The sequence below is a fragment of the Bacillus sp. es.036 genome (genome assembly GCF_002563635.1).
Lineage (GTDB): Bacteria > Bacillota > Bacilli > Bacillales > Guptibacillaceae > Guptibacillus.
The window spans coordinates 1,532,802-1,553,317 of sequence record NZ_PDIZ01000001.1 but is presented as its reverse complement, the minus strand read 5'-3'; the positions used below and the strand labels follow the sequence as shown (position 1 = coordinate 1,553,317).

General features: G+C 38.6%; 16 protein-coding genes. 11 read left to right on the top strand and 5 right to left on the bottom strand.

Annotated features, from left to right (window positions below; genetic code table 11):
- Positions 1-999, top strand: a complete 999-nt coding sequence (locus ATG70_RS07910; RefSeq protein WP_098443784.1) for a phosphotriesterase family protein — start codon at positions 1-3, stop codon at positions 997-999.
- 32 nt (positions 1,000-1,031) lie between these two features.
- On the opposite strand, the gene ATG70_RS07905 is transcribed toward ATG70_RS07910, so the two are convergent.
- Positions 1,032-1,952: a ketopantoate reductase family protein gene (locus ATG70_RS07905; protein WP_098443783.1), complete on the bottom strand. Its 921-nt coding sequence runs from the start codon at positions 1,950-1,952 to the stop codon at positions 1,032-1,034.
- Positions 1,953-2,087: 135 nt separating this feature from the next.
- Between ATG70_RS07905 and ATG70_RS07900 the strand changes: the two genes are divergently transcribed.
- A complete protein-coding gene (locus tag ATG70_RS07900) occupies positions 2,088-2,990 on the top strand; it encodes a hypothetical protein (protein WP_098443782.1) in 903 nt (300 codons plus the stop codon).
- Between the two features lie 58 nt (positions 2,991-3,048).
- Entirely contained in the window at positions 3,049-3,987 is a 939-nt protein-coding gene (locus tag ATG70_RS07895) for an NADP-dependent oxidoreductase (RefSeq protein WP_098443781.1), read from the top strand.
- Between the two features lie 162 nt (positions 3,988-4,149).
- Here ATG70_RS07895 and ATG70_RS07890 read toward each other — a convergent pair whose 3' ends face one another.
- The gene (locus ATG70_RS07890) at positions 4,150-5,517 is read right to left on the bottom strand and encodes a YjiH family protein (RefSeq protein ID WP_373560757.1); all 1,368 of its coding nucleotides are present in this window, start codon (positions 5,515-5,517) and stop codon (positions 4,150-4,152) included.
- An 820-nt stretch (positions 5,518-6,337) separates the two neighbouring features.
- Here ATG70_RS07890 and ATG70_RS22925 point away from each other — a divergent pair.
- Positions 6,338-7,351 carry a GNAT family N-acetyltransferase gene (locus tag ATG70_RS22925; RefSeq protein WP_306472693.1) on the top strand — a complete coding sequence of 338 codons (1,014 nt, stop codon included), beginning with the start codon at positions 6,338-6,340 and terminating at the stop codon, positions 7,349-7,351.
- A 39-nt stretch (positions 7,352-7,390) separates the two neighbouring features.
- Positions 7,391-8,263, top strand: coding sequence for a hypothetical protein (locus ATG70_RS07875; protein WP_098443780.1), 873 nt, complete (start codon positions 7,391-7,393; stop codon positions 8,261-8,263).
- Positions 8,264-8,306: 43 nt separating this feature from the next.
- Here ATG70_RS07875 and cspD read toward each other — a convergent pair whose 3' ends face one another.
- The gene (gene cspD / locus ATG70_RS07870; protein ID WP_048309367.1) at positions 8,307-8,507 is read right to left on the bottom strand and encodes a cold-shock protein CspD; all 201 of its coding nucleotides are present in this window, start codon (positions 8,505-8,507) and stop codon (positions 8,307-8,309) included.
- Between the two features lie 225 nt (positions 8,508-8,732).
- Positions 8,733-9,935 (bottom strand): MFS transporter, encoded by a 1,203-nt coding sequence (locus ATG70_RS07865; RefSeq protein WP_179886221.1) that lies wholly within the window; start codon positions 9,933-9,935, stop codon positions 8,733-8,735.
- A 1,046-nt stretch (positions 9,936-10,981) separates the two neighbouring features.
- Here ATG70_RS07865 and ATG70_RS07860 point away from each other — a divergent pair.
- On the top strand, positions 10,982-11,395 hold the full coding sequence (locus tag ATG70_RS07860; protein WP_098443779.1) for a CoA-binding protein: 414 nt from the start codon (positions 10,982-10,984) through the stop codon (positions 11,393-11,395).
- Between the two features lie 27 nt (positions 11,396-11,422).
- Here the strand turns inward: ATG70_RS07860 and ATG70_RS07855 are convergent, their stop codons facing one another.
- Positions 11,423-12,061: an SIMPL domain-containing protein gene (locus ATG70_RS07855; protein WP_098443778.1), complete on the bottom strand. Its 639-nt coding sequence runs from the start codon at positions 12,059-12,061 to the stop codon at positions 11,423-11,425.
- Between the two features lie 108 nt (positions 12,062-12,169).
- On the opposite strand from ATG70_RS07855, the gene ATG70_RS07850 reads away from it, so the two are divergent.
- From ATG70_RS07850 to ATG70_RS07830, 5 genes are all read left to right on the top strand, one after another.
- Positions 12,170-13,411, top strand: a complete 1,242-nt coding sequence (locus tag ATG70_RS07850) for an aminopeptidase (RefSeq protein WP_098443777.1) — start codon at positions 12,170-12,172, stop codon at positions 13,409-13,411.
- Between the two features lie 113 nt (positions 13,412-13,524).
- The gene (locus ATG70_RS07845) at positions 13,525-14,796 is read left to right on the top strand and encodes a cytochrome P450 (RefSeq protein WP_179886220.1); all 1,272 of its coding nucleotides are present in this window, start codon (positions 13,525-13,527) and stop codon (positions 14,794-14,796) included.
- 11 nt (positions 14,797-14,807) lie between these two features.
- Positions 14,808-17,105 carry an ATP-dependent DNA helicase gene (locus ATG70_RS07840; protein WP_098443775.1) on the top strand — a complete coding sequence of 766 codons (2,298 nt, stop codon included), beginning with the start codon at positions 14,808-14,810 and terminating at the stop codon, positions 17,103-17,105.
- 337 nt (positions 17,106-17,442) lie between these two features.
- Positions 17,443-18,936: a peptide MFS transporter gene (locus tag ATG70_RS07835; RefSeq protein ID WP_098443774.1), complete on the top strand. Its 1,494-nt coding sequence runs from the start codon at positions 17,443-17,445 to the stop codon at positions 18,934-18,936.
- Positions 18,937-19,400: 464 nt separating this feature from the next.
- The gene (locus tag ATG70_RS07830) at positions 19,401-20,390 is read left to right on the top strand and encodes a sodium:calcium antiporter (RefSeq protein WP_098443773.1); all 990 of its coding nucleotides are present in this window, start codon (positions 19,401-19,403) and stop codon (positions 20,388-20,390) included.
- Positions 20,391-20,516 lie beyond the last annotated feature (126 nt).

Genomic DNA, 20,516 nt, shown 5'->3' with positions numbered 1-20,516 from the left:
GTGGGGAAAACAGTCGAAACGGTTACTGGACCAATCGCGATTGATCAGTTGGGAAAAACACTAGTTCACGAACATTTTGCTTTTGGTTATCCTGGATTTAGTGGCGATATTTCACTTGGTGCTTTTGATTTCCAGGAGGCGCTTCGAGTTGGGATTTCAGTGGCTGAAAGTGTTATGGCACACGGTGTGAAAACCGTTGTAGATCCAACACCAAATGAATGTGGGCGAAATCCAGAGCTTCTTCAGAAAATATCAACAGAGACTGGCCTTCAAATTATTTGTGCGACAGGTTACTACTATGAAGGAGAAGGAGCAACGCCTTATTTCAAGTTTAGGCAAGGTCTTGGTACGGCGGAAGAAGATATTTACGAAATGTTTATAAAAGAAATAACAGACGGCATTGGAACGACTGGAATTAAACCAGGCATTATCAAGTTAGCGTCCAGTAAAGATCAGATAACTGGTTATGAGAAGATGTTTTTTAAAGCGGCTGCTCGAGTTCATAAAGAAACAGGCATTTCAATACTTACCCATACTCAGGAAGGGACAATGGGTCCTGACCAGGCGAAGCTGCTTGTGGAAGATGGCGTAAATCCACAGTCCATTATCATCGGTCATATGTGTGGCAATACAGATGCCGCATACCATTTAAAAACATTAGAATGGGGAGTGAACATCGGGTTCGATCGTTTTGGGATACAGGGACTCGTTGGCGCGCCTTACGATAAAGAGCGTCTCATTACGTTAATTGGATTACTGAATAGCGGATATGAAAAACAAATTATGCTCTCACATGATACCGTTAACTACTGGATGGGACGCCCCCCTGTTCTACCGGAACAAGTCGAAAAAATCATGGCAAACTGGCAGCCGGTGTATCTTTTTGAAGAGATAATTCCTAAATTGAAGGCAGCGGGTATTTCGGATGAAACGATAACTATTGTATTTGAAGAAAATCCGAAAAAGCTATTTTTATCAAAATCTAGTGTGAAAGCGTAAAAAAAAGCGAGGAGAACCCTCGCTTTTTTGCTTTAAATGTTTTGAGTTTCGTAAGGCTTTATTAATCCGTAGAGCGTTTCCGTATAAGGAAGTTTCAACTCTACCTTTTCCGCAAGACGTAACGCACCACCTTGAAGGTGTTCAACTTCAAGGTTATTTTTTTTCCTCTTATCTTGATGCATTGACGATGTTGCTTCGTACGGGAGGGAGTGAAATGATTTCATACGACGATCGATATCTTCCTGATTAATGTGAACATCGTAGTAGGAAGCAAGAGTTTTGATTTCCATCATCACATTCTCAACAAGTTTGAGCGTTTCAGGTATAGCTCGAATGGTTCCTGTATGTATATCTCCAGCTGTGGTTATACCAGACATAGCTGAAATAAACATATATTTTTTCCACATCTCTTCTTCGATGGTAGAAGTTAATTGTGAGTTGAAATTCGCACGTTCATTTATTTGTTTTAATATTGCGCAAATTTCTTTTTGTGATGGATGGAGTGGACCAAATATCAATTCATGGAGTTCGCTTGTATGATGGACATGCCCGCTGTTATCAAGTGTTGCAATAATATAAGATAATCCACCTAAAACGGCTTCTTCCCCAAGTTTTTCTTTTAGAATGGAAATATGTTCAATACCATTTAGAATGGGTAGTACCTTTGCTCCTTTTGCTACAAACTCTTTAAGTACTGGAATCGTTTCACCAAGGTGGTATCCTTTTACGCCCAACAATACTAAATCAGGTGAAGAAGCTTGAGAAGGGTTTGTCAGAAGTAGAGGAGATGAGATTCTTGTGTCACCTTTGACACTTGTAACCTGTAATCCTTCACGCTCTATTTGCTTTTTTCTTCCTTCACGTACAAAAAACGACACGTTCGCACCGCTTTCTATCCATCTGGACCCAAAATATGTACCAAGTGCACCTGCTCCAATGATAATGATATTCATAATCATCCTCCTTTTTCGAAATCGCTTTCTTTCTATTACTCTACTTATTTAGTGTCATAATTTCAAGAAGGCAGGAGATAAAAATATCGTAGAGAAATAGCTTAAGTGAGGAAAAGATTGAAAGGAATGATAAATATGAAAACCTTATCAGAGGGACAGTATGAAAAAGCAAGTGAATTTATAGCGCTACATGCAAGACCGCTCGACCGGGAGTTTTTCGCATACTGGAGAGGGAATGGAGACAAAGAGAGAGTTCTTCACGAACTTGAAGCTTTCCGAAATGAAGATGGTGGTTTTGGGAATCATATTGAGCCTGATTTTCGTTTGCAAGAATCATCTCCCTTAGCCACAACGGTAGCATTTCAATATCTCAGCCATCTTGGAGTAAACGCTCACCATCCGTTTATTGTTAGCGGTACCAAGTATTTCCTTGAAACTTTTCGAGAGGATAGGAAAGGTTGGCAGGCGGTGCCTAATCTTGTGAATGATGTTCCGCATGCACCGTGGTGGCATGTATCTGAAAAGGAATCCTCCTATTCTGCTAATCCTGACGCTGAGATCGTTGGATATCTCCTCCACTATAACGTGCAACATCATGTCACAAAAGAGGCGTTAAATATGGTACTGGATCATCTTAGTCAATTAAATGAATATGAAATTCATGAGGTGCAATGTTATCTACGCTTAGGAAGGCTAGCAGGCGCAGAAGTCCAGCAAGAGATTCACAAGAATATTGAAAAGAAATTATCATACATTGTGGATCGACCAGAAAAATGGGATCAATATGGAGTTCAGCCTCTTTTCCTGGTGGACTCTGTGCAATCGCCCTTTGCTAAAGAACTCAATCAGGAGTTGAATGTGAATTTAGATTATTTAATTGAAAATCAGCATGAGAATGGAAGCTGGGAACCAACCTGGACATGGGGACAATTTGAAAATCATTGGGAAATTGCTAAAAAAGAATGGCAGGGAATACTAACTGTCCAAAACTTGATTACTTTATCTAAATTTGATCGTATCGACAGTTCGTCTGTTTAGAAAAGAGGAAAGAAAGGGAACATAGTAGAGAGATATTGATTGAAAGGAGTTTTCTACTATGAAAGCAGTTGTAATCGAACAATATGGCGGTAAAGATGAGCTAGTTGAAAAAGAGGTGGCATCACCAACGCCGGACAAAAATCAGGTCGTGGTAACGAGCTATGCAACTTCAATTAACCCGATTGATTGGAAATTAAGAGAAGGTTATTTAAAAGAGATGCTTCCTTTTAACTTTCCTATTATTCTTGGGTGGGATATTGCTGGCGTGATTAAAGAAGTCGGTTCATCGGTTGAAGGATTCAAAGAAGGCGACCGAGTATTTGCCAGACCGGCAACAACAGCAAATGGTACATATGCAGAGGAAGTTGTCGTAGATGATCATTTGCTTGCCCATATTCCTGATCGTATTTCTTATGAAGAAGCAGCATCTGTACCACTTGTAGGATTAACCGCGTGGCAATGTTTAATTGATTTTGCTGATATTCAAAAGGGTGAAAAAGTATTGATCCATGCTGGTGCTGGTGGTGTAGGAAGCTTTGCCATTCAGCTTGCTAAGTATAAAGGAGCCTATGTGGCTACTACCGCCAGTGGCAAAAATGAAGAATATTTAAAGTCACTTGGCGCTGACAAAGTCATTAATTATCGGGAGCATGATTTCTCGGAAGAATTAGAAGAGTATGATGTCGTCCTTGATACAATGGGAGGAGACATACAAGAAAAAAGTTTTAACGTTTTGCGTGGTGGAGGTCGCCTTGTCTCAATCGTTGGTGAACCTGATCAGGAGAAAGCAAAAGAAAAAGGCGTGAGATCTGGGAATGTATGGCTTGAGCCAAATGGAGAGCAGTTGAAAGAGATCGCATCTTTGATGGAAAATGGTCATATTAAAGCAACGATTGGCCATCGTTTCCCGTTTAGTCAAGAAGGCATCCAAGAAGCACACGAGCTAAGCGAATCTCATCATGCAAAAGGAAAAATTGTGATTAATTTTAATAAGTAAAACGAAACAGCGGCTTAATTGCTGCTGTTTTATTTTGATATTTTATAAAATTTCATATACCGTACTTTATGTAAAATAATTTAAAAACTGTAATTAAAACAACTATAAAGCAATCAAAAGAAAAAAGAAAAAACCGGAACAAATTTGTCCCGGTTTTTCTCGTTAAAAAATAATATGTGCCATGACTACAATTATTGGTAGTGAAATAATCGTACGTTCTAGAAAAATAATAAATAAATCAATAAATCGAACAGGTACTTTAGAACCTAGCAATAAACCACCAACTTCAGACATATAGATGAGCTGGGAAACTGAAAGACTGGCAATTACAAAGCGGGTTAAATCACTTTCAATATCTGCACCGATAATCGCTGGTAAAAACATATCTGCAAATCCAATTACCATAGTTTGAGCTGCTTCAGCTGCTTCTGGTACTTGCATTAAATTAAGAATCGGAACGAATGGAGCACCTAGGTAACTAAATAGTGGCGTTGTTTCAGCAATAATTAAAGCAACTGTTCCAATAGCCATTACGATTGGGATTACGCCCATCCACATGTCGAGCACATTTTGAACGCCGCCTTTAATGACATTTGAAGCGCGATTATCTTCAGCAGTCTTTGTTGCTTGAAGGACTCCCCATTGAAAACGAGAGTGCCCCTCTGGAATAGTGTCATCCGGTGCTTCAGCCGCTGTTTCATAAGTAGTATCTGGCTTACGCGATAAAGGCGGTATTCTTGGCATAATAACCGCTGCTACAACGCCTGCTAGTACGATCGTTAAATAGTAGGGAATGAAATATTGCTCAAGCTTCATTTGTTGAAGTACGACAATACTAAACGTAATCGAAACAACTGAGAAGGTCGTTCCAATAACCGCTGCTTCCCGTTTTGTATAATAGCCTTCTTCATACTGTTTGCTTGTTAATAATACGCCAATCGTTCCATCGCCCATCCATGATGCAAGGCAATCAATCGAGGAGCGACCAGGGAGTGTGAAGATCGGTCTCATTATCTTTGTAAGAAGCGTACCGCAAAATTCTAACAGACCGAAATTTAAGAGCAGTGGCAAAAAGAGCCCTGCAAATAAAAATACAGAAAAGAGAATAGGAATGAGATCATTTAATAACAAACCACCAGTGGCATCTGACCAAATCCATTCAGGACCAACCTGATAAAGAGTTAAGATGGCAAAAATCATGCCCAGAACACGAGCAATTACCCAGACCCATGATACTTGAAGAAGACTTGTGAGAAATGGACGATTTGTTATCCAATCAGGTTTTGTGATAACTGCATAGGCACTTAGTAAAGCAGTTATCGAAATAATGATCGTCATAAGAGCGGATAGAGAAAAAGGAATGGCTGTTCCAAATAAGCCTTGTAACCAACCAGCCATTTTCGCTATTGGAATGGTAACACCTTCATCATTGGGGATTGGAATCATGAATAAGAAAATACCAATGAGAGATGGAATTATGAATTTTAATAAACCTTCTGAAGTTACTTTTCTTTGATGAGTACTGTTCACGTAGTGTCACCTCTGTCGTTTCGCAACGGATTTTCTATCAAACTAAACGTATTTTTATAAAAACATAGTTATGAATATAACATATCAACTCCTTTTATGTAACATGAAAATACAAACTCTTGAATAAAAAAAGTGTTCAGAAAAAAGCGACCAATTGCATTATATCGTGAAATCGCTAACAATTAAAGAAGTTATTAGAGATGGAAAGTTATCAATCGTAAACAAACCGACTATTATCGAAGCGAATCACATCAAGTTGTTATTCTGTTAGTTAAGGTTGATAAGTAAAGAAAAGAGGCAAGGATGTGGCATCCTTGCCTCTAGAATAAGTTTATTCTCATTTATTTTATCATCATCCATATTTATGCGTGTCTATGTGGATTCTCGAATTGATAAGATTCTTCAAAGGTTGAGCCAAAAAAGCATGAGGCACATTTACTGTATCCTTTTTGCCTTAAGTAAACAAGCAATTCTTGTTCATGATTGGCTTCAGTTCGGTCTTTAATCGGAGTATCGGGTAAATGACATTCATCACCAGCGTAAGCTGTCCTATGGACAATTTGTTTTTGGTGGTCAATCATGTATTTTCCCATATATATTTATCATATCCCATCTCTAATAAGTTTCTCTTAGTGTAACATACTAAAGATCACATTGATACATCCTAAACTTATTAGTATACCCGAAATAGGATAATATTATTACTATTATTGTGCATTTTTTTCTAAAAATTTTTTCCAGCTTTCATTTATATTATGTAAGGCTATTCCGATAAAGTAAAAAGGAGTTATAGAAGAATAAATCAGTTAGGAGGATCTAAATGCATCCTATTATTAAAAATGGAGATGTGAGCATCCGTTATCTAAAAGACGGAGATGGGAAATACCTTTTAAAGTGGTTAACAGATCCTGCGGTATTAACTTATTACGAAGGAAAAGATCGTCCGTATACGTACGAGAAAGTTTTAGAAGATTTCTTTTTAGATGACGATGAAACAAGATGCCTGGTGCTGTTTAAGAATACTCCAATTGGTTATATCCAATTTTATTTAATGATAGAGGTTGATGGGATCACACTTCCTACAAGCACTTATGGTATGGATCAGTTTATAGGTGAAACGTCGTATTGGAATCAAGGCATTGGGAAAATTCTCGTTCAATCGGTCGTTTATTATATTGAAACGACTTTAAAAGGATCTATGATTGTAATGGACCCACAAAAATGGAATGAAAGAGCGATTCGCTGTTATGAGCATGTTGGGTTTACAAAGGTAGGTGTTCTTCCGAATCATGAATACCACGAAGGTAAGTGGAATGACTGTTTCTTAATGGTTAATGAATTTGCTACATATCGAATTCAGCCGCTCTCTTGTATGCATCAAAAACAAGTGACAAAATTTTTTACTGAATCGTGGGGAAGTTCAGAAATGGTCATCTCGACAGGTACATACAAACTTCACGAATTAGAGGGATTTGTAGCCTGCAGTTCAACCGGAAAAATAATTGGCGCTGTCACATTTAAGCGTCACGATCGTGTTATTGAAATTATTTCTCTTGATAGTGTTTTAGAAAATCAGGGGATAGGCTCACGATTAATTATGATGGTAGAGTTAATCGCAGTAGAATATCAATATCCGCTCATTAGAGTGATTACCACAAATGATAATATGCGTGCTTTAAACTTCTATCAACGAAAAGGCTATCGGATAAAAGAAGTTATTCAAGGGGCAGTCGATCGGGCTCGACAAGCAAAGCCTGAAATTCCGCTAATTGGAGAGCATGACATTCCAATTCATGATGAGCTGGTTCTTTATAAAAAGCTTTCATCTTATTGAAAAGTTTGCATTAACAAAAGGCGAAAGGAAGAAATCGAAGTGGTATGGGTAGAAAATAACCGATTATCGAGTAGGGTCTTAGAAATGTGGGATAAACGATTTGTGCCGGGATATGATCTTTTTTTCTTTAAGCAGGAGCCTAGGGAATTTAAAGTCATTTCTAGAAAAGAAGGATATGATACGTTAAGTCTTGATGAGAGAACTTCATTTCTAACATGGAATGTTCACCATGAGGCCGAGTGGATAGCTAAAGTTTCAAACGAGTTATTTTTATCGCTTGATAAGGACAAACAGCAAAAACTTCTTCTATCACAAGTGGAATACGGGAGAGGTTATTATTTTAAGTATAAAGATCTCCTGACCCTCGATTCCGATCCAGCCACTGTAGCTATTTTGGATGATTGTTGTTTAATGTATAAAAAAGAAAAAATCGTTGTATTTCAAGGGTGGAGCTGGAGACAGTTACCCCTATCATTCAGATTTAAATTGTTAGAAATGATTTCAAGGAATTTCGTTTCATCGTCTTCTTTAAAAGTTGGTGAGGAGATGGGGAGTAGCGAATTGATTAACACGTTTATCAGTAGTAACGGACCTAATTGCTTTTCGTTTACTTTAATGAATCTTGATAAGGAAGCCGCTCAAACATATACCAAAACGTGGGTGAAAGAGAAGGAGTTTCTTTCTTTACTCAATAGCTATGGCTATCATGCTAAGGCAAGAAATCATGTAACGCCTCAGGACGTTCTTGTGTGGTTTCAAAATAATCAAGCTGTTCATGGTTGTTATGCTATTAGCGGAGCACACGTGCTAAACAAAAATGGACAAACGATGTTTCATCCTTATCAATGTCTACCGTTATCCGATGTTATGAACACTTGGAAGAGTTCCACACTCGTTATTTATAGTAAATAAACAAGCCCCTGACGAAAGTTTCGTCGGGGGCTTGTAAAGCGATTTATGCTTTTGTTACGTTAGCTGCTTGTGGTCCGCGGTTACCTTCTACGATTTCGAAGTTAACTTCTTGGCCTTCGTCAAGTGTTTTGAAACCTTCGCCGTTGATTGCAGAGAAGTGTACGAATACGTCGTCTCCACCTTCAACTTCGATGAAACCGAAACCTTTTTCAGCGTTGAACCATTTTACTTTACCGTTTTGCATAAAAAATTGCCTCCTAATGTACCTCATCGTACATAATTTAAAATTCACCATTTACCATTGTAATACGTTTACATTAAAAAACTGCAACTTTTGGAAGAGGATTTAACTTTGTTACCCTCTTTCGAAGCTACAGCTAATTTAAATCCTAAATATATTAATAGTAAAATGGTTTAAATATATAATAGCACCGGCACTTCTAAATTGCAAACCATTCTGGAAATTTATTTACCGATTTATCGGGCTGGAGCGCAATTTCTCTCGTTGCTGAATTGGAAGTGATGATCCAATTAGGGCTACCGCTGCTCCGCCAAATAAAACACCCTGAATACCTTCCGCAGCAAAAGAAATTAATAACAAAAAAATCACTAGGTCAAATAACGAGTCAAGTATAGATAGGAGTGAGATCGTTGTCGCTCTTACATGAGATGGAATGATGTTGTTGCTTAACTTGGAATAGATCGGATAGCGAATAGCACCAACCCACCTTAAAAACAATACCATGGACAAAATTATCCATAGCTGATTTTGAAATAGAGCAGCCAACAACAGTCCGAAAGCGGAAAGAAGACCGGACGTGTACATTAAAACTGAATAAGAAAGATTTTTATTTAACATACCGATACTTCTTGAAGAAAAGAATGCGAGTAAAGCACCTACGGCGTAAACTGGTCCGATAAAGTATACCGGAAGTCCTGAACCGATCATAAGAGGTTGGTCAAATTTCTCAAAAACCGCAACTGTTGGGATAAAGACGAGTGTTACGTTCAAAAACATAACTAAAAGCCGCGGTGCTTGTTTTATCACTCGTACACCTTCCAAAACATTTTCGATCGAAGTTCCGGGTATACTCACTTTACCAGAAGGCTCCTGAATAAAGAGCAAAAGAACGAATTCAACGATATAGGAGACCATGCTTAATAGAATCAGCAGCTGAAACTGTTCTTGTTCAAGGTCTCTTGCAAAAAATGAGCCAAACAGAACAGCGATCATCATAGCGATAAACCCTGCTGATTGGATTTTGCCCATAGCTTCATCCATTTTTTGCTGTTTATTATCTTTTTTTAATGACTCGTATATTAGCGCTTCGTCCGCTCCGGAGAAAAAAGTAACCGATAATCCGTTTAAAACGCTAAATAGCATAAACATTTCGAGGCTATTAGCAAGTAAAAGGATACCAATACTACTTAGTTTAATAATGGAACCTGTTAGAAATGACACTCGAGCACCAAACCGATCTGCGAAAACACCTGTTGGAATTTCTCCTATTAATACAGCACCGCTCCAGCATATTAAAAGAACAAGAATGTTTGCCTCACTTAATCCATTTTTTATATAAAATAAGGTTAAAACGGGCTGTAAGAAACTAATCGTTCCAAAAAAGTGTACCCAGAACAATAGGGTCAGATTACGTGTTGATAATGAAGACATGATCCTCCAACTTTCATTGTAAGTTCTGATAATGGAAAGACAGGAGGGAGTCATTTACATTAAAGCCATTCGTCCCTCCTGTGTATTGACATTAGCTCCAGAATTTTTAACATATTACCTTCTCCCTTCAATTAGTTAAGAGAAATTATAGCAAAACTATTCTCGTGACACGACTCATTTTTTGAAAAAAAGAATAAACCTAATTATTGTTCGATCTACCTATCGTTTTAAGGTGCGATTGGGTAACGGGAGGGAATGGAAATGAGGGATTCATCCGTTGCAACCTCCAAAAATGTGATTGTTAAATATTTTCTTTCTAATTACCATGCTATGTCAACCGTATTGCTATCGGGGATTGGTGGCTCACTTTATGAGTAGAAGGAAAGAATGACTAGCGAATTTACTGTTTTAGCCTATAATCGATCAGGGTATGTGAAAAGTAAGTCTGTTACAAGAGAAGGTATAGTTGGAGAAGCAACCCTTGAGTGATGTGCGACTCTATCCTCATTAGGAATAATGGAATAAATCAGTATGACGCGAGAGGATTTTTTGAAGGAAATCCATTCAGAGTTACCAAAGAAGTTCAAATTATGAGATCGTAAATTGCGTCATGCTTTAATTGACCACGAAACGAATTCATCTTTACCGAGCTGAAGAGGCTGAAATTCATCATATGGTGCGAGGCGAATAAATAAAGCCTGTTTTCCAGACAGAAATTTTCCATATCCTGTTTTCTTTAGATAACACAACACGGGCATCGAAAGAGATGGGGAGTATTTTGCGGAACATCAAATAAGTGCATATGTACCGTAGCCAGAGGCTATAGTATTTGAGAAAGTATGGGAGAAGTTAATTCAAAATTAAAAAAGTCTTTCTCCTCGTTCAGCTTACATAAAGGCCAAGGATGCAGGACAAAATATCCCCTATGTGCCCCTAGCTGATCATAAGAGGAATGGTTCTATTTCCGCATTTGAGCGAAATAGTGTTGCTGTGGTCGGACATCTTTTATAATGGACTTATACAAAAAAACAAAGGGGCGAGCGTAAATGACGATTCAAAACCCATCAAGGGAAGAGATTGGTAACATTCTAAAAACGAAGAAGCGAATTGCTGTTGTAGGTTTATCGAACAACCCTAATCGTACCTCTTTTATGGTATCTCAGGCGATGATGGATGCTGGTTACGACATTATCCCAGTTAATCCAACGATTGATGATGCGCTTGGAGTAAAAGCGGTAGATTCACTTAAAGAAATTGAAGGTCATGTTGATATCGTTAACGTCTTTAGACGAAGTGAGTTTCTTCCAGATATTATGAAAGATGCCGTTGAAATTGGGGCGGATGTTTTCTGGGCCCAACTCGGCGTGATGAATGAAGAAGCGTATGAATATGGAAAGAAACATGATATTAAAGTCATCATGGATCGTTGCATTAAAGTAGAACATGCGATGACGAAGTAAGATGAGGGCGTTTAGAACGCCCTTTTTTTATTTAAGAAGATAACTCATTTTTAACTGAGCGGTTATCACTAATTGACCTGTTTGGATTTGAGTTGCTTGAACGTCACTAAACATCCGTGGGGAAGGCGACAATGAACTAAGCTCAACAATTTGATGTGGTGAATGTGGAAGGACAATGTTAATTGCGTGTGCAATTGTTTTAGCTTTTTCCTTTGCATCTTTAATCGCAATGGCTAAAGCTTTTTGGTAGGCGATCGTTGGATCTTTTAACTCAAAACGAATATCCGAGACTACGTTTGCTCCTGAGGCTACTGCTGCATCGATCGCCGCTCCAGTATCGCTCACTGGCTCGACGTATACTTTAAGGAGATGCGTTACTTTGTAACCAAGAAAAATCTTCACGTTGTTTTCATAGCGTATGTTTTCTTCAATCCGATAATCGGTTGTTTGAATATTCTCTGATGGAATACCGAGAGAATGAAGAGACGATACAATGGAGGAAATGAGAGCAGCGTTTTCTTCTTGAGCTTCTGCTACTTGTTCTGAAGTTGTTGTAACTCCAGTAACAACGACCGCTCTATCGGGTGCAGCACTTACTTCTCCCGCTCCAAATACTGTAATGGTATGATCGCAAACACATTCATCATTGAACGTCATATTTGTCATTTTTCACACTACTTTCCAATAGTTTAAACTAATCATCAGGATTAAGAAGACAGAAAGAGTCTGTTTTGTTAAAATTTTAAGTAATCGTAAGGATTCGAAGGAGGAATTATGTTGCCAGAACAAATCATGTTAGAAAAGTATGCTGAACTTGCTCTTAAAAGAGGGGTTAATTTACAAAAAGATCAAATGCTTGTAATTAACTCCTCTATTGAAGGTGCAGAATTTACTCGAATCGTTGTAAAAAAAGCCTACGAAATAGGAGCGAAGACTGTACATATTAACTGGAGTGACGACGATCTTGACCGTTTATGGTATGAGAATGCCGCCCAAGATGTGCTTGGAAATGTCCCTGAATGGCGTGTGAAAATGTACGATCACTTTGCTGAAGATGGCGCTGCTATTCTTTCAATTCGCTCCACAAATCCTGATTTATTAAAAGGGATTGCTTCATCACGCATTTCTGCTTCAAATAAAGCGAGTGGCGAAGCAATGAAAAATTTCCGTAAGTATACGATGAACGACAAGATCACATGGTCCATCGTTGCGATCCCGAATGGAGAATGGGCAAAGAAAATTTTCCCAGAATCATCAAAAGAGGATGCTGTTGAAAAGCTTTGGAACCAAATATTTACCATTACGCGTGTCGATCAAACAGATCCAATTGCAGCTTGGAATGATCACAACGCTACTCTTGCTAAAGCAAGAGGTGTTCTGAATGATCGAAACTACAAGAAACTTGCTTATAAGGCACCTGGTACTGATCTGGAAATTGAACTACCTGAAGGGCATATATGGAAAGGCGGATCTTCCATTTCTGAGCAGGGCATTGAATTTAATGCAAATATGCCAACCGAAGAAGTTTTTACGTTACCACATAAATATGGGGTGAATGGTACGGTTTCTAGTACGAAACCATTAAGTTATGGCGGTAACTTAATCAATAACTTCTCATTAACATTTAAGGATGGTAAAGTTGTGGATTTTTCAGCGGAAGAAGGCTATGAAACGCTTGAAAATCTATTGAACATGGATGATGGCTCGCGGAGACTTGGTGAGATTGCGATCGTTCCGCACCAATCGCCTATCTCTCAATCAGGCCTTATTTTCTTTAATACGTTATACGACGAAAATGCTTCTTGTCATTTAGCACTTGGAAAAGCTTATCCGAGTAGTGTTAAAGGCGGAGCTGATATGGATGATGATGCATTGGATGGTCATGGTGTAAATAACAGCATCACGCACGTTGATTTTATGATGGGTTCTGGAGAACTCAATATTGACGGCGTCAAAGCAGATGGGACGACGGAAGCGATTTTCCGAAACGGTAACTGGTCAATTAATGTCAAATAAGCAAAAATGCTCTCGCTGATTAGCGAGAGCATTTTTGCATCGTAACCTCTTATAAATTGCAAGTACTATCCAGTTCTTTCTATAATAGAGAAAAATAGTGAGTGGTGGTTTACGTGAGTGTTGAAAAGTTATCTGGTATACGTTTGAAGAATTATATCTCTTTTCGTAAGGATCCATTAGGTTTTTTATCAAAAACCCGTGATATAGCGGATTTCGTAGAGCTCGGTGCTTCTTCTTTTATCGTGCATCAACCTGAGGCAGTTAAACAAATCCTTGTTATGAATGCAGAATCTTTTCAAAAAGGGAGCTCCGCTTCGTTATTGAGCCAAACGATTGGGCGGGGGCTATTAACCTCAGAAGGCAAAACGCATGCGCGGCAGCGAAAAATGATGATGCCTGCTTTTCATAAAGAGAAAATGACTCAATATATCTCAATCATCCTCGAAGAAACAAAACGGTTTATCGATGGGTGGGATGATGGAGAAGTCATTTGTATTAGCTCAGAAATGATGAGGTTAACGCTAAGAATTATTATGAAAGCCATGTTTGGTCAAGATATCTCAAAGAAAGAAAGTATCAAACTTGTCACAGCAGTGACCCATATTATCGAGAAATCTGCATCTGACTTATTTCTCCCTTTCCCATCACCAGAATTTGTGCCTACTAAGCGGAACAAACAATACAAATTAGGAAATAACCGCTTAAATGAACTGGCCGATCAGCTAATTCAAAACACACCCAAAGGCGATCATTTACTTTCACTCCTTCAAGAATCAACTTATACTGACGGATCTCCTCTTTCGAGCGAAGAAGTGAGAAGTCAAATCTTAACAATGCTTATTGCTGGCCATGAAACAACTGCAAACGTGCTATCATGGATGTGGTATGAACTTTCAAAAAATGAGGAAATTGAACAGCAGCTTTTAAAGGAATGGAAAGAGGCAGGAGAATCAGGTATTCACCAACACGATCTTACACATCTGTTTTTTAAAGAGACGTTAAGACTCTACCCTGCAGCCTGGGTCATATTAAGAGAAGCGATTGTACCAGTTGAACTAATGGGGTATCAATTTAAATCGGGGTCATCGTTTTTGATTAGTCCCTACGTTATGCATCGCAATCCCTCATTCTTTGAAAATCCGGAGCAGTTTTCCCTATACCGAATGAAAGAGAAGCATGCCCCATTTGCTTATTTCCCATTTGGTGGAGGACCTCGAAGCTGTATCGGAAGTCAATTCGCTACTTATGAGGCTCAATTAATATTTTCAACAATAGGAAAAAGCTTTCATCTTCAAAAACTGCACGATCGCCCTGTACTAGCAGAGCCACTTGTTTCCCTACGGATCAAAGGTGGTCTCTTAATGAAAGTGCATAAACGAAAATAATAGGTGATAAGATGGATGAAATCATTAATGTGTCAGTACGACCACTTGTTGAGTATGCATTACGAAGTGGAAGTATTGATCATCGTTTTCGAACAGCGACAACTATGACGGAAGGAACGCGACTTCATCAGATGGTTCAAAAAACGTATGGTGAATTGGATAAAAAGGAAGTGCCGTTTGATACCAGGTTCCATTACGAAGAAATGACCTTTCATATCGAAGGACGGTGCGATGGTCTCCTAATGAACGGTGATCTCTATATGATTGATGAAATTAAATCGACATCACTCCCGCTCTCTGATGTGAATGAACAGACACACCCCGTTTACTGGGCACAAGCGAAATGTTATGGGTATATGGCTGTTGAGAAATATAACCTTGATCAGATTACCATTCAATTAACGTATATTCAGTCAGAATCAAATGACATCATTCGATTCCAACATGATCTAACAGCAAGCGATCTACGAGCTTTCATGCTGCGCATGATTGAGCAATATGCCCCGTTTGCTAAGTGGAAGCAGAAACATACTATGATGCGAAACGAAAGCTGTAAAGCTCTTTCGTTTCCTTTCGATACATACAGAGAAGGTCAGCGAAAGTTAGCAGGAAGCGTCTATAAAACAGTACAGGAGGAAGCGACGCTGTTTGCGATGGCGCCGACTGGGATTGGGAAAACGATCAGTACGCTATTTCCTGTTATGAAAGCATTGGGGGAAGGGTTTGGTAAAAAGATTTTCTACCTTACCGCGAAAACCATTACGAGGGAAACCGCACAGGAAGCTTTTCAACTTATGGAGGAGAAAGGCCTCCACACTTCTTCCGTAACCATTACAGCAAGAGATAAAATCTGTTTTAAAGAAAAAACAATCTGTCAAAAGGATTATTGTGAATTCGCCGATGGATATTACGATCGAATAAACGAAGGAATGCTTGATCTTTTAAACAATGAAACGCGTATTACCCGAAGAGTAATTGAACAATATGCAGAGAAGCATCGATTATGTCCTTTTGAACTATCCCTTGATTTGTCTTATACAGCAGACGTGGTTATTTGTGATTATAATTATTTATATGATCCTCGCGTTTCGCTAAAAAGGTTAATTGATGAACAAAAGAAGCAAACGACCGTACTAGTTGATGAAGCACATAATCTTGTCGATCGTGCGCGAGAAATGTATTCAGCAGAATTAACGAAATCCCCATTTCTAAACTTGAAGCGCGCTTATAAAAATCATGACAACGCTATTTCGGATGTTGCAGCTAAGCTTAACCGTACGTTCCTGGATTATCGGAAATCGACTCAAAATGGATCTCTCGTTTTGTCAGAAGTGGATGAAGAACTTATTGTGCAACTTGATACGTTTGTACAAGAAAGTGAGAAAGAGTTGCTACAACAAGGAAGTGATGAGCTTCTTTTAGAAACGTACTTTTTAGCGCAGAACTTTATTCGGATTGCAAAGCTTTACGACGAACGCTTTATTACCTATGTGGAGGCAGGAAAGTTAGAGGTGAAAATCAAGCTTTTTTGTTTTGATCCTTCCAATCTGCTTCAAAAAATGAGGAAAGGATTTCGAGCGAACGTTTTTTTCTCAGCAACTTTTAGTCCTTTTTCATATTATCAAAATATGCTCGGTTGGAGAGAAGAGGATTATGCGGTACGAATTCCATCTCCATTTCCGCGTGAGCATGCGGAAGTATTGATCGCTCCCCTTTCCACGAAATACCGGGACAGAGAACGAACGTTGCCATCACTTGTTTCCCTTCTCGAAAATGTTGTTGAAAGGAAGCCGGGGAATTACTTATTCTTTTTCCCTTCATATGGGTACATGGAAGAAGTGTATAGCGCATTTACCGCTCCCGCTCAAACAGAAACGATGATACAAAAAAGCGGCATGACAGAAGAGGAACGAGAAGGTTTCTTAAGCGAGTTTTCGTCTGATCGTGAGACAAGTTTAGTAGGGTTTGCTGTAGTAGGTGGAATTTTTTCTGAGGGAATTGATTTAAAAGGCGAACGTTTAACAGGTGTGGTGGTGGTCGGGGTTGGATTGCCAAACTTTGATACGGAACGCCAATTAATGAAAACCTATTTTGATCAAGATGGGAAAAATGGGTTCGAGTATACGTACGTATATCCTGGCATGAATCGTGTGCTCCAGGCAGGGGGACGGCTCATTCGTACTGAATCGGATCATGGTCTATTACTCCTAGTTGATAATCGCTATTTAGAAAAACAATATCACCAATTACTACCTTATGAATGGCAACATTACAAAGTCTTAAAGGAGCCTTCTATGTTTCTTCTATGATAATGTAAAAGTTGTTTTAAGACCTGCTGGAAAAGTAGTAATCGTCCAATAAAACAAAGAGAATATTTGATGACTATGATTTATAGAGTTATTTGAATGTAATTCTGCTCATTTTTTGAGAAAGAACAAGGATATTGATAAGCATGCCGTTCAAATTGGACGGCATGCTATTTTATTATGTTCATATTTAACACCCCTGTAACTTTTTAATTATTTTAAAATAATTAAATATTTGAAATATAAGACCGAATAGTAGTTATATTGACGATTTATAAACTCTTTTTGACTTTATTAAAATATTAAAATATTATAGTAAAGGAATAAGGGAGGTAGTAACATGTCATCAATGAATAAACAGAAAATTGTGGATAGCGTGCCTCAAAAAGGGTTCTTTGGACATCCGAAGGGATTATTCACTTTATTCTTTACGGAATTTTGGGAGCGCTTTTCCTATTATGGAATGCGCGCCATTCTCGTATTCTACATGTACTATGAGGTTTCAAAAGGCGGTCTGGGTCTAGAGCAAAACACAGCTTTAGCCATCATGTCGATTTATGGCTCACTTGTATATATGTCCGGAGTAATCGGAGGCTGGTTGGCAGATAGAATATTCGGAACGTCTAAAGCCGTCTTCTACGGTGGAATATTCATCATGTTTGGTCATATTGCTTTATCATTTCCAGGAAGTTTAGCGATGTTCTTTGTTTCCATGGTATTGATCGTTGTCGGAACAGGATTATTAAAACCGAATGTTTCCACTGTTGTCGGTGAAATGTACAGCGAAAGTGACACGCGTCGCGATGCAGCTTTCAGTATTTTCTATATGGGTATCAACCTTGGTGCATTCATAGCTCCACTAATCGTGGGTAAACTTATGGAAACAAAAGGATTCCATTGGGGATTTGCGGTTGCGGCCGTCGGTATGTTCATAGGTCTTGTTGTATTCCTGATCACAAAGAAAAAGAATCTTGGGCTTGCTGGTACTTATGTACCAAACCCGCTTGGACCAGCTGAGAAGAAGAAATATGGATTAATTGCAGGGTTAGTTGTTGTTGGTCTTACTATCATTTTAGGTATTACAATTCCTGCAGGCTTATTCACATTAAACGTATTTATTAATTTAGTAGGTATCTTCGGGATTGTTGTTCCAACCATATACTTTACCGTAATGTATTATAGTCCTAAAACAACACAAACGGAACGTTCCAGAGTCATCGCTTATATTCCATTATTTATTGCAGCGGTTATGTTCTGGGCAATTCAAGAACAGGGTTCAACCATCCTTGCAGTTTACGCAGATAAGCGAACTGAACTGGAATTCATGGGAATCAGTATATCTCCAGCTTGGTTCCAATCGTTAAACCCGTTATTTATCATTCTATTAGCCCCAGTGTTTGCTTGGATGTGGATGAAACTTGGTCATCGTCAGCCATCGATCCCGAAGAAGTTTTCGTTCGGTCTATTGTTTGCTGGTTTATCATTCTTAGTGATACTACTCCCTGCATACTTCGGTGGAGAAGATTCACTAGTAAGTCCATTATGGCTTGTGCTTAGCTATTTGATTGTTGTACTTGGTGAACTATGCTTATCACCTGTAGGTCTTTCGGCCACAACCAAATTAGCTCCAAAAGCTTTCTCTGCTCAAACGATGAGTCTTTGGTTCTTAGCTTCAGCTGCCGCACAGGCGTTGAATGCACAACTTGTTCGTTTCTATACACCAGAAACAGAAACGCTGTACTTCGGGGCAATCGGTGGTATGGCAATCGTATTGAGTATTGCTCTATTCCTGCTTTCACCTAAGATTCAGGTATTGATGAAAGGTGTAAAATAATTGTTTAACCCTCTGAATGTTTTCAGAGGGTTTTTATATACTTGAAGGGTAACTATCTGGAAGTTTAGGCTTCTGTTTTATTTTTGTGTTCTTTTTCGTTATTAGAATTCTAGCCCGTTTTGGTAGCTAAATACACTTGTTTCGACACCTGAAGTTACAGCTACGAAAAAAGAGTATCAAATCGACCTTCAAATCGATAGGCAATTACACTTTTTGCACTCCAAAACTGAACTACTTATCATTTGAGTGGGTTTTTTTTATATGAATGAAGGAGAGAATGGCTGCAAATGAATGATTTAACTAAGGTGGAGATCGAGTTTTACATCTTAATTCTTGCTGCTTAATGATCAATAATCAACAATTTTGAACCATTACATTTTTAATACATTCTTAAAGTAGTAGTTTAGTTTTGTGAAGCGAAGGTAATGGTGAAGGTGATAACGAACTTTCGAAGGAGAACGTCAATGAATATATATCTAACCATTCTACTATTTATCTTAGCCGCTATTGCAACGTATTTTGTTGCAACACGCCTCGCTATGTACGGCGACGCCATTAGTGAAAAAACGAAAACATCTTCTGCTTTTATGGGAATAATTATTGGTGCTGCAATCTCTCTGCCTGAATTAACCTCGAGTGTAACCGCAATTGCCATTGATAGTCCAGATCTAGCTATTGGTAATTTACTTGGGAGCAACTTATTTAACCTATTGGCTCTAGCTGTCCTCGACATGGTTTATCGTCGTGAACAGATTATGGGACAAACTGATCTAGGAAGTAAACTATATATTTATCTTGTGATTGTGATGACGCTTATAGTGGTTGCTGGATTATCGCTCACACTTCCAGCAAGTATTTTTCATATCGGATATAGCTCAGTTATCTTAGTGCTTGTATATTTTGTTGGTGTGAAATGGATAAATAAACAAACAGAAGAAAAAGTAAAAAGAAAAAGCCGAAAAAACGAAAAATACGGAGAATTTTCTTACCGAAGAGTTCTTACGATGTTCATTCTTTCTGCTCTTGGCATCATGATCGTAGGAACAGTTCTTACATTGACAGCCGATCGAATTGCAGAAAGCACGGGGCTTGGTGCATCTTTTGTAGGGTCTTTCCTTGTTGGGGCAAGTACCTCTTTACCTGATGCAGTAAGTGTTGCGACTGCGTTGAAACTACGAAACTATAGCATGGGGGTAAGTTCACTTCTCGGAAGTAACGCATTTAACATTATGCTACTTTCCTTTACGGATGCGATCTACATTAAAACGAATATTTTTCAGCATGCGAGTCCATCAAATGTGATAACAACCGTTTCTTCTATTGTGGTTGTGCTCGTTATTTTGTATAGCATTACAAGAAAGAACAAACGGAGTACCCTTTTTTACATGTTGCCATCGATCTTAATCGTAGTGATCTATTTTATCGCTACATTCACCGTGTATACAATGAAGTAAGTTGTAGAGGAATTTCCTCTACAACTTTTTTTATGGCTTGCTATCTCATTTATGGCGGTGATGGAAACGCTCACCTAAAAAAGTCGGAAAATATTTGCAAGTTTTAAGTCAGAATACCCGTGGAAA

Excerpts from the sequence above, each read along its gene's own strand:
- ATG70_RS07900 (WP_098443782.1), top strand. The coding sequence starts at position 2,088 with ATGAAAACCTTATCAGAGGGACAGTATGAAAAAGCAAGTGAATTTATA.
- ATG70_RS07865 (WP_179886221.1), bottom strand. The coding sequence starts at position 9,935 with ATGTCTTCATTATCAACACGTAATCTGACCCTATTGTTCTGGGTACAC.
- cspD (WP_048309367.1), bottom strand. The coding sequence starts at position 8,507 with ATGCAAAACGGTAAAGTAAAATGGTTCAACGCTGAAAAAGGTTTCGGT.
- ATG70_RS07830 (WP_098443773.1), top strand. The coding sequence starts at position 19,401 with ATGAATATATATCTAACCATTCTACTATTTATCTTAGCCGCTATTGCA.
- ATG70_RS07905 (WP_098443783.1), bottom strand. The coding sequence starts at position 1,952 with ATGAATATCATTATCATTGGAGCAGGTGCACTTGGTACATATTTTGGG.
- ATG70_RS07855 (WP_098443778.1), bottom strand. The coding sequence starts at position 12,061 with ATGACAAATATGACGTTCAATGATGAATGTGTTTGCGATCATACCATT.
- ATG70_RS07895 (WP_098443781.1), top strand. The coding sequence starts at position 3,049 with ATGAAAGCAGTTGTAATCGAACAATATGGCGGTAAAGATGAGCTAGTT.
- ATG70_RS07850 (WP_098443777.1), top strand. The coding sequence starts at position 12,170 with ATGTTGCCAGAACAAATCATGTTAGAAAAGTATGCTGAACTTGCTCTT.
- ATG70_RS07835 (WP_098443774.1), top strand. The coding sequence starts at position 17,443 with ATGTCATCAATGAATAAACAGAAAATTGTGGATAGCGTGCCTCAAAAA.
- ATG70_RS07860 (WP_098443779.1), top strand. The coding sequence starts at position 10,982 with ATGACGATTCAAAACCCATCAAGGGAAGAGATTGGTAACATTCTAAAA.
- ATG70_RS22925 (WP_306472693.1), top strand. The coding sequence starts at position 6,338 with ATGCATCCTATTATTAAAAATGGAGATGTGAGCATCCGTTATCTAAAA.
- ATG70_RS07840 (WP_098443775.1), top strand. The coding sequence starts at position 14,808 with ATGGATGAAATCATTAATGTGTCAGTACGACCACTTGTTGAGTATGCA.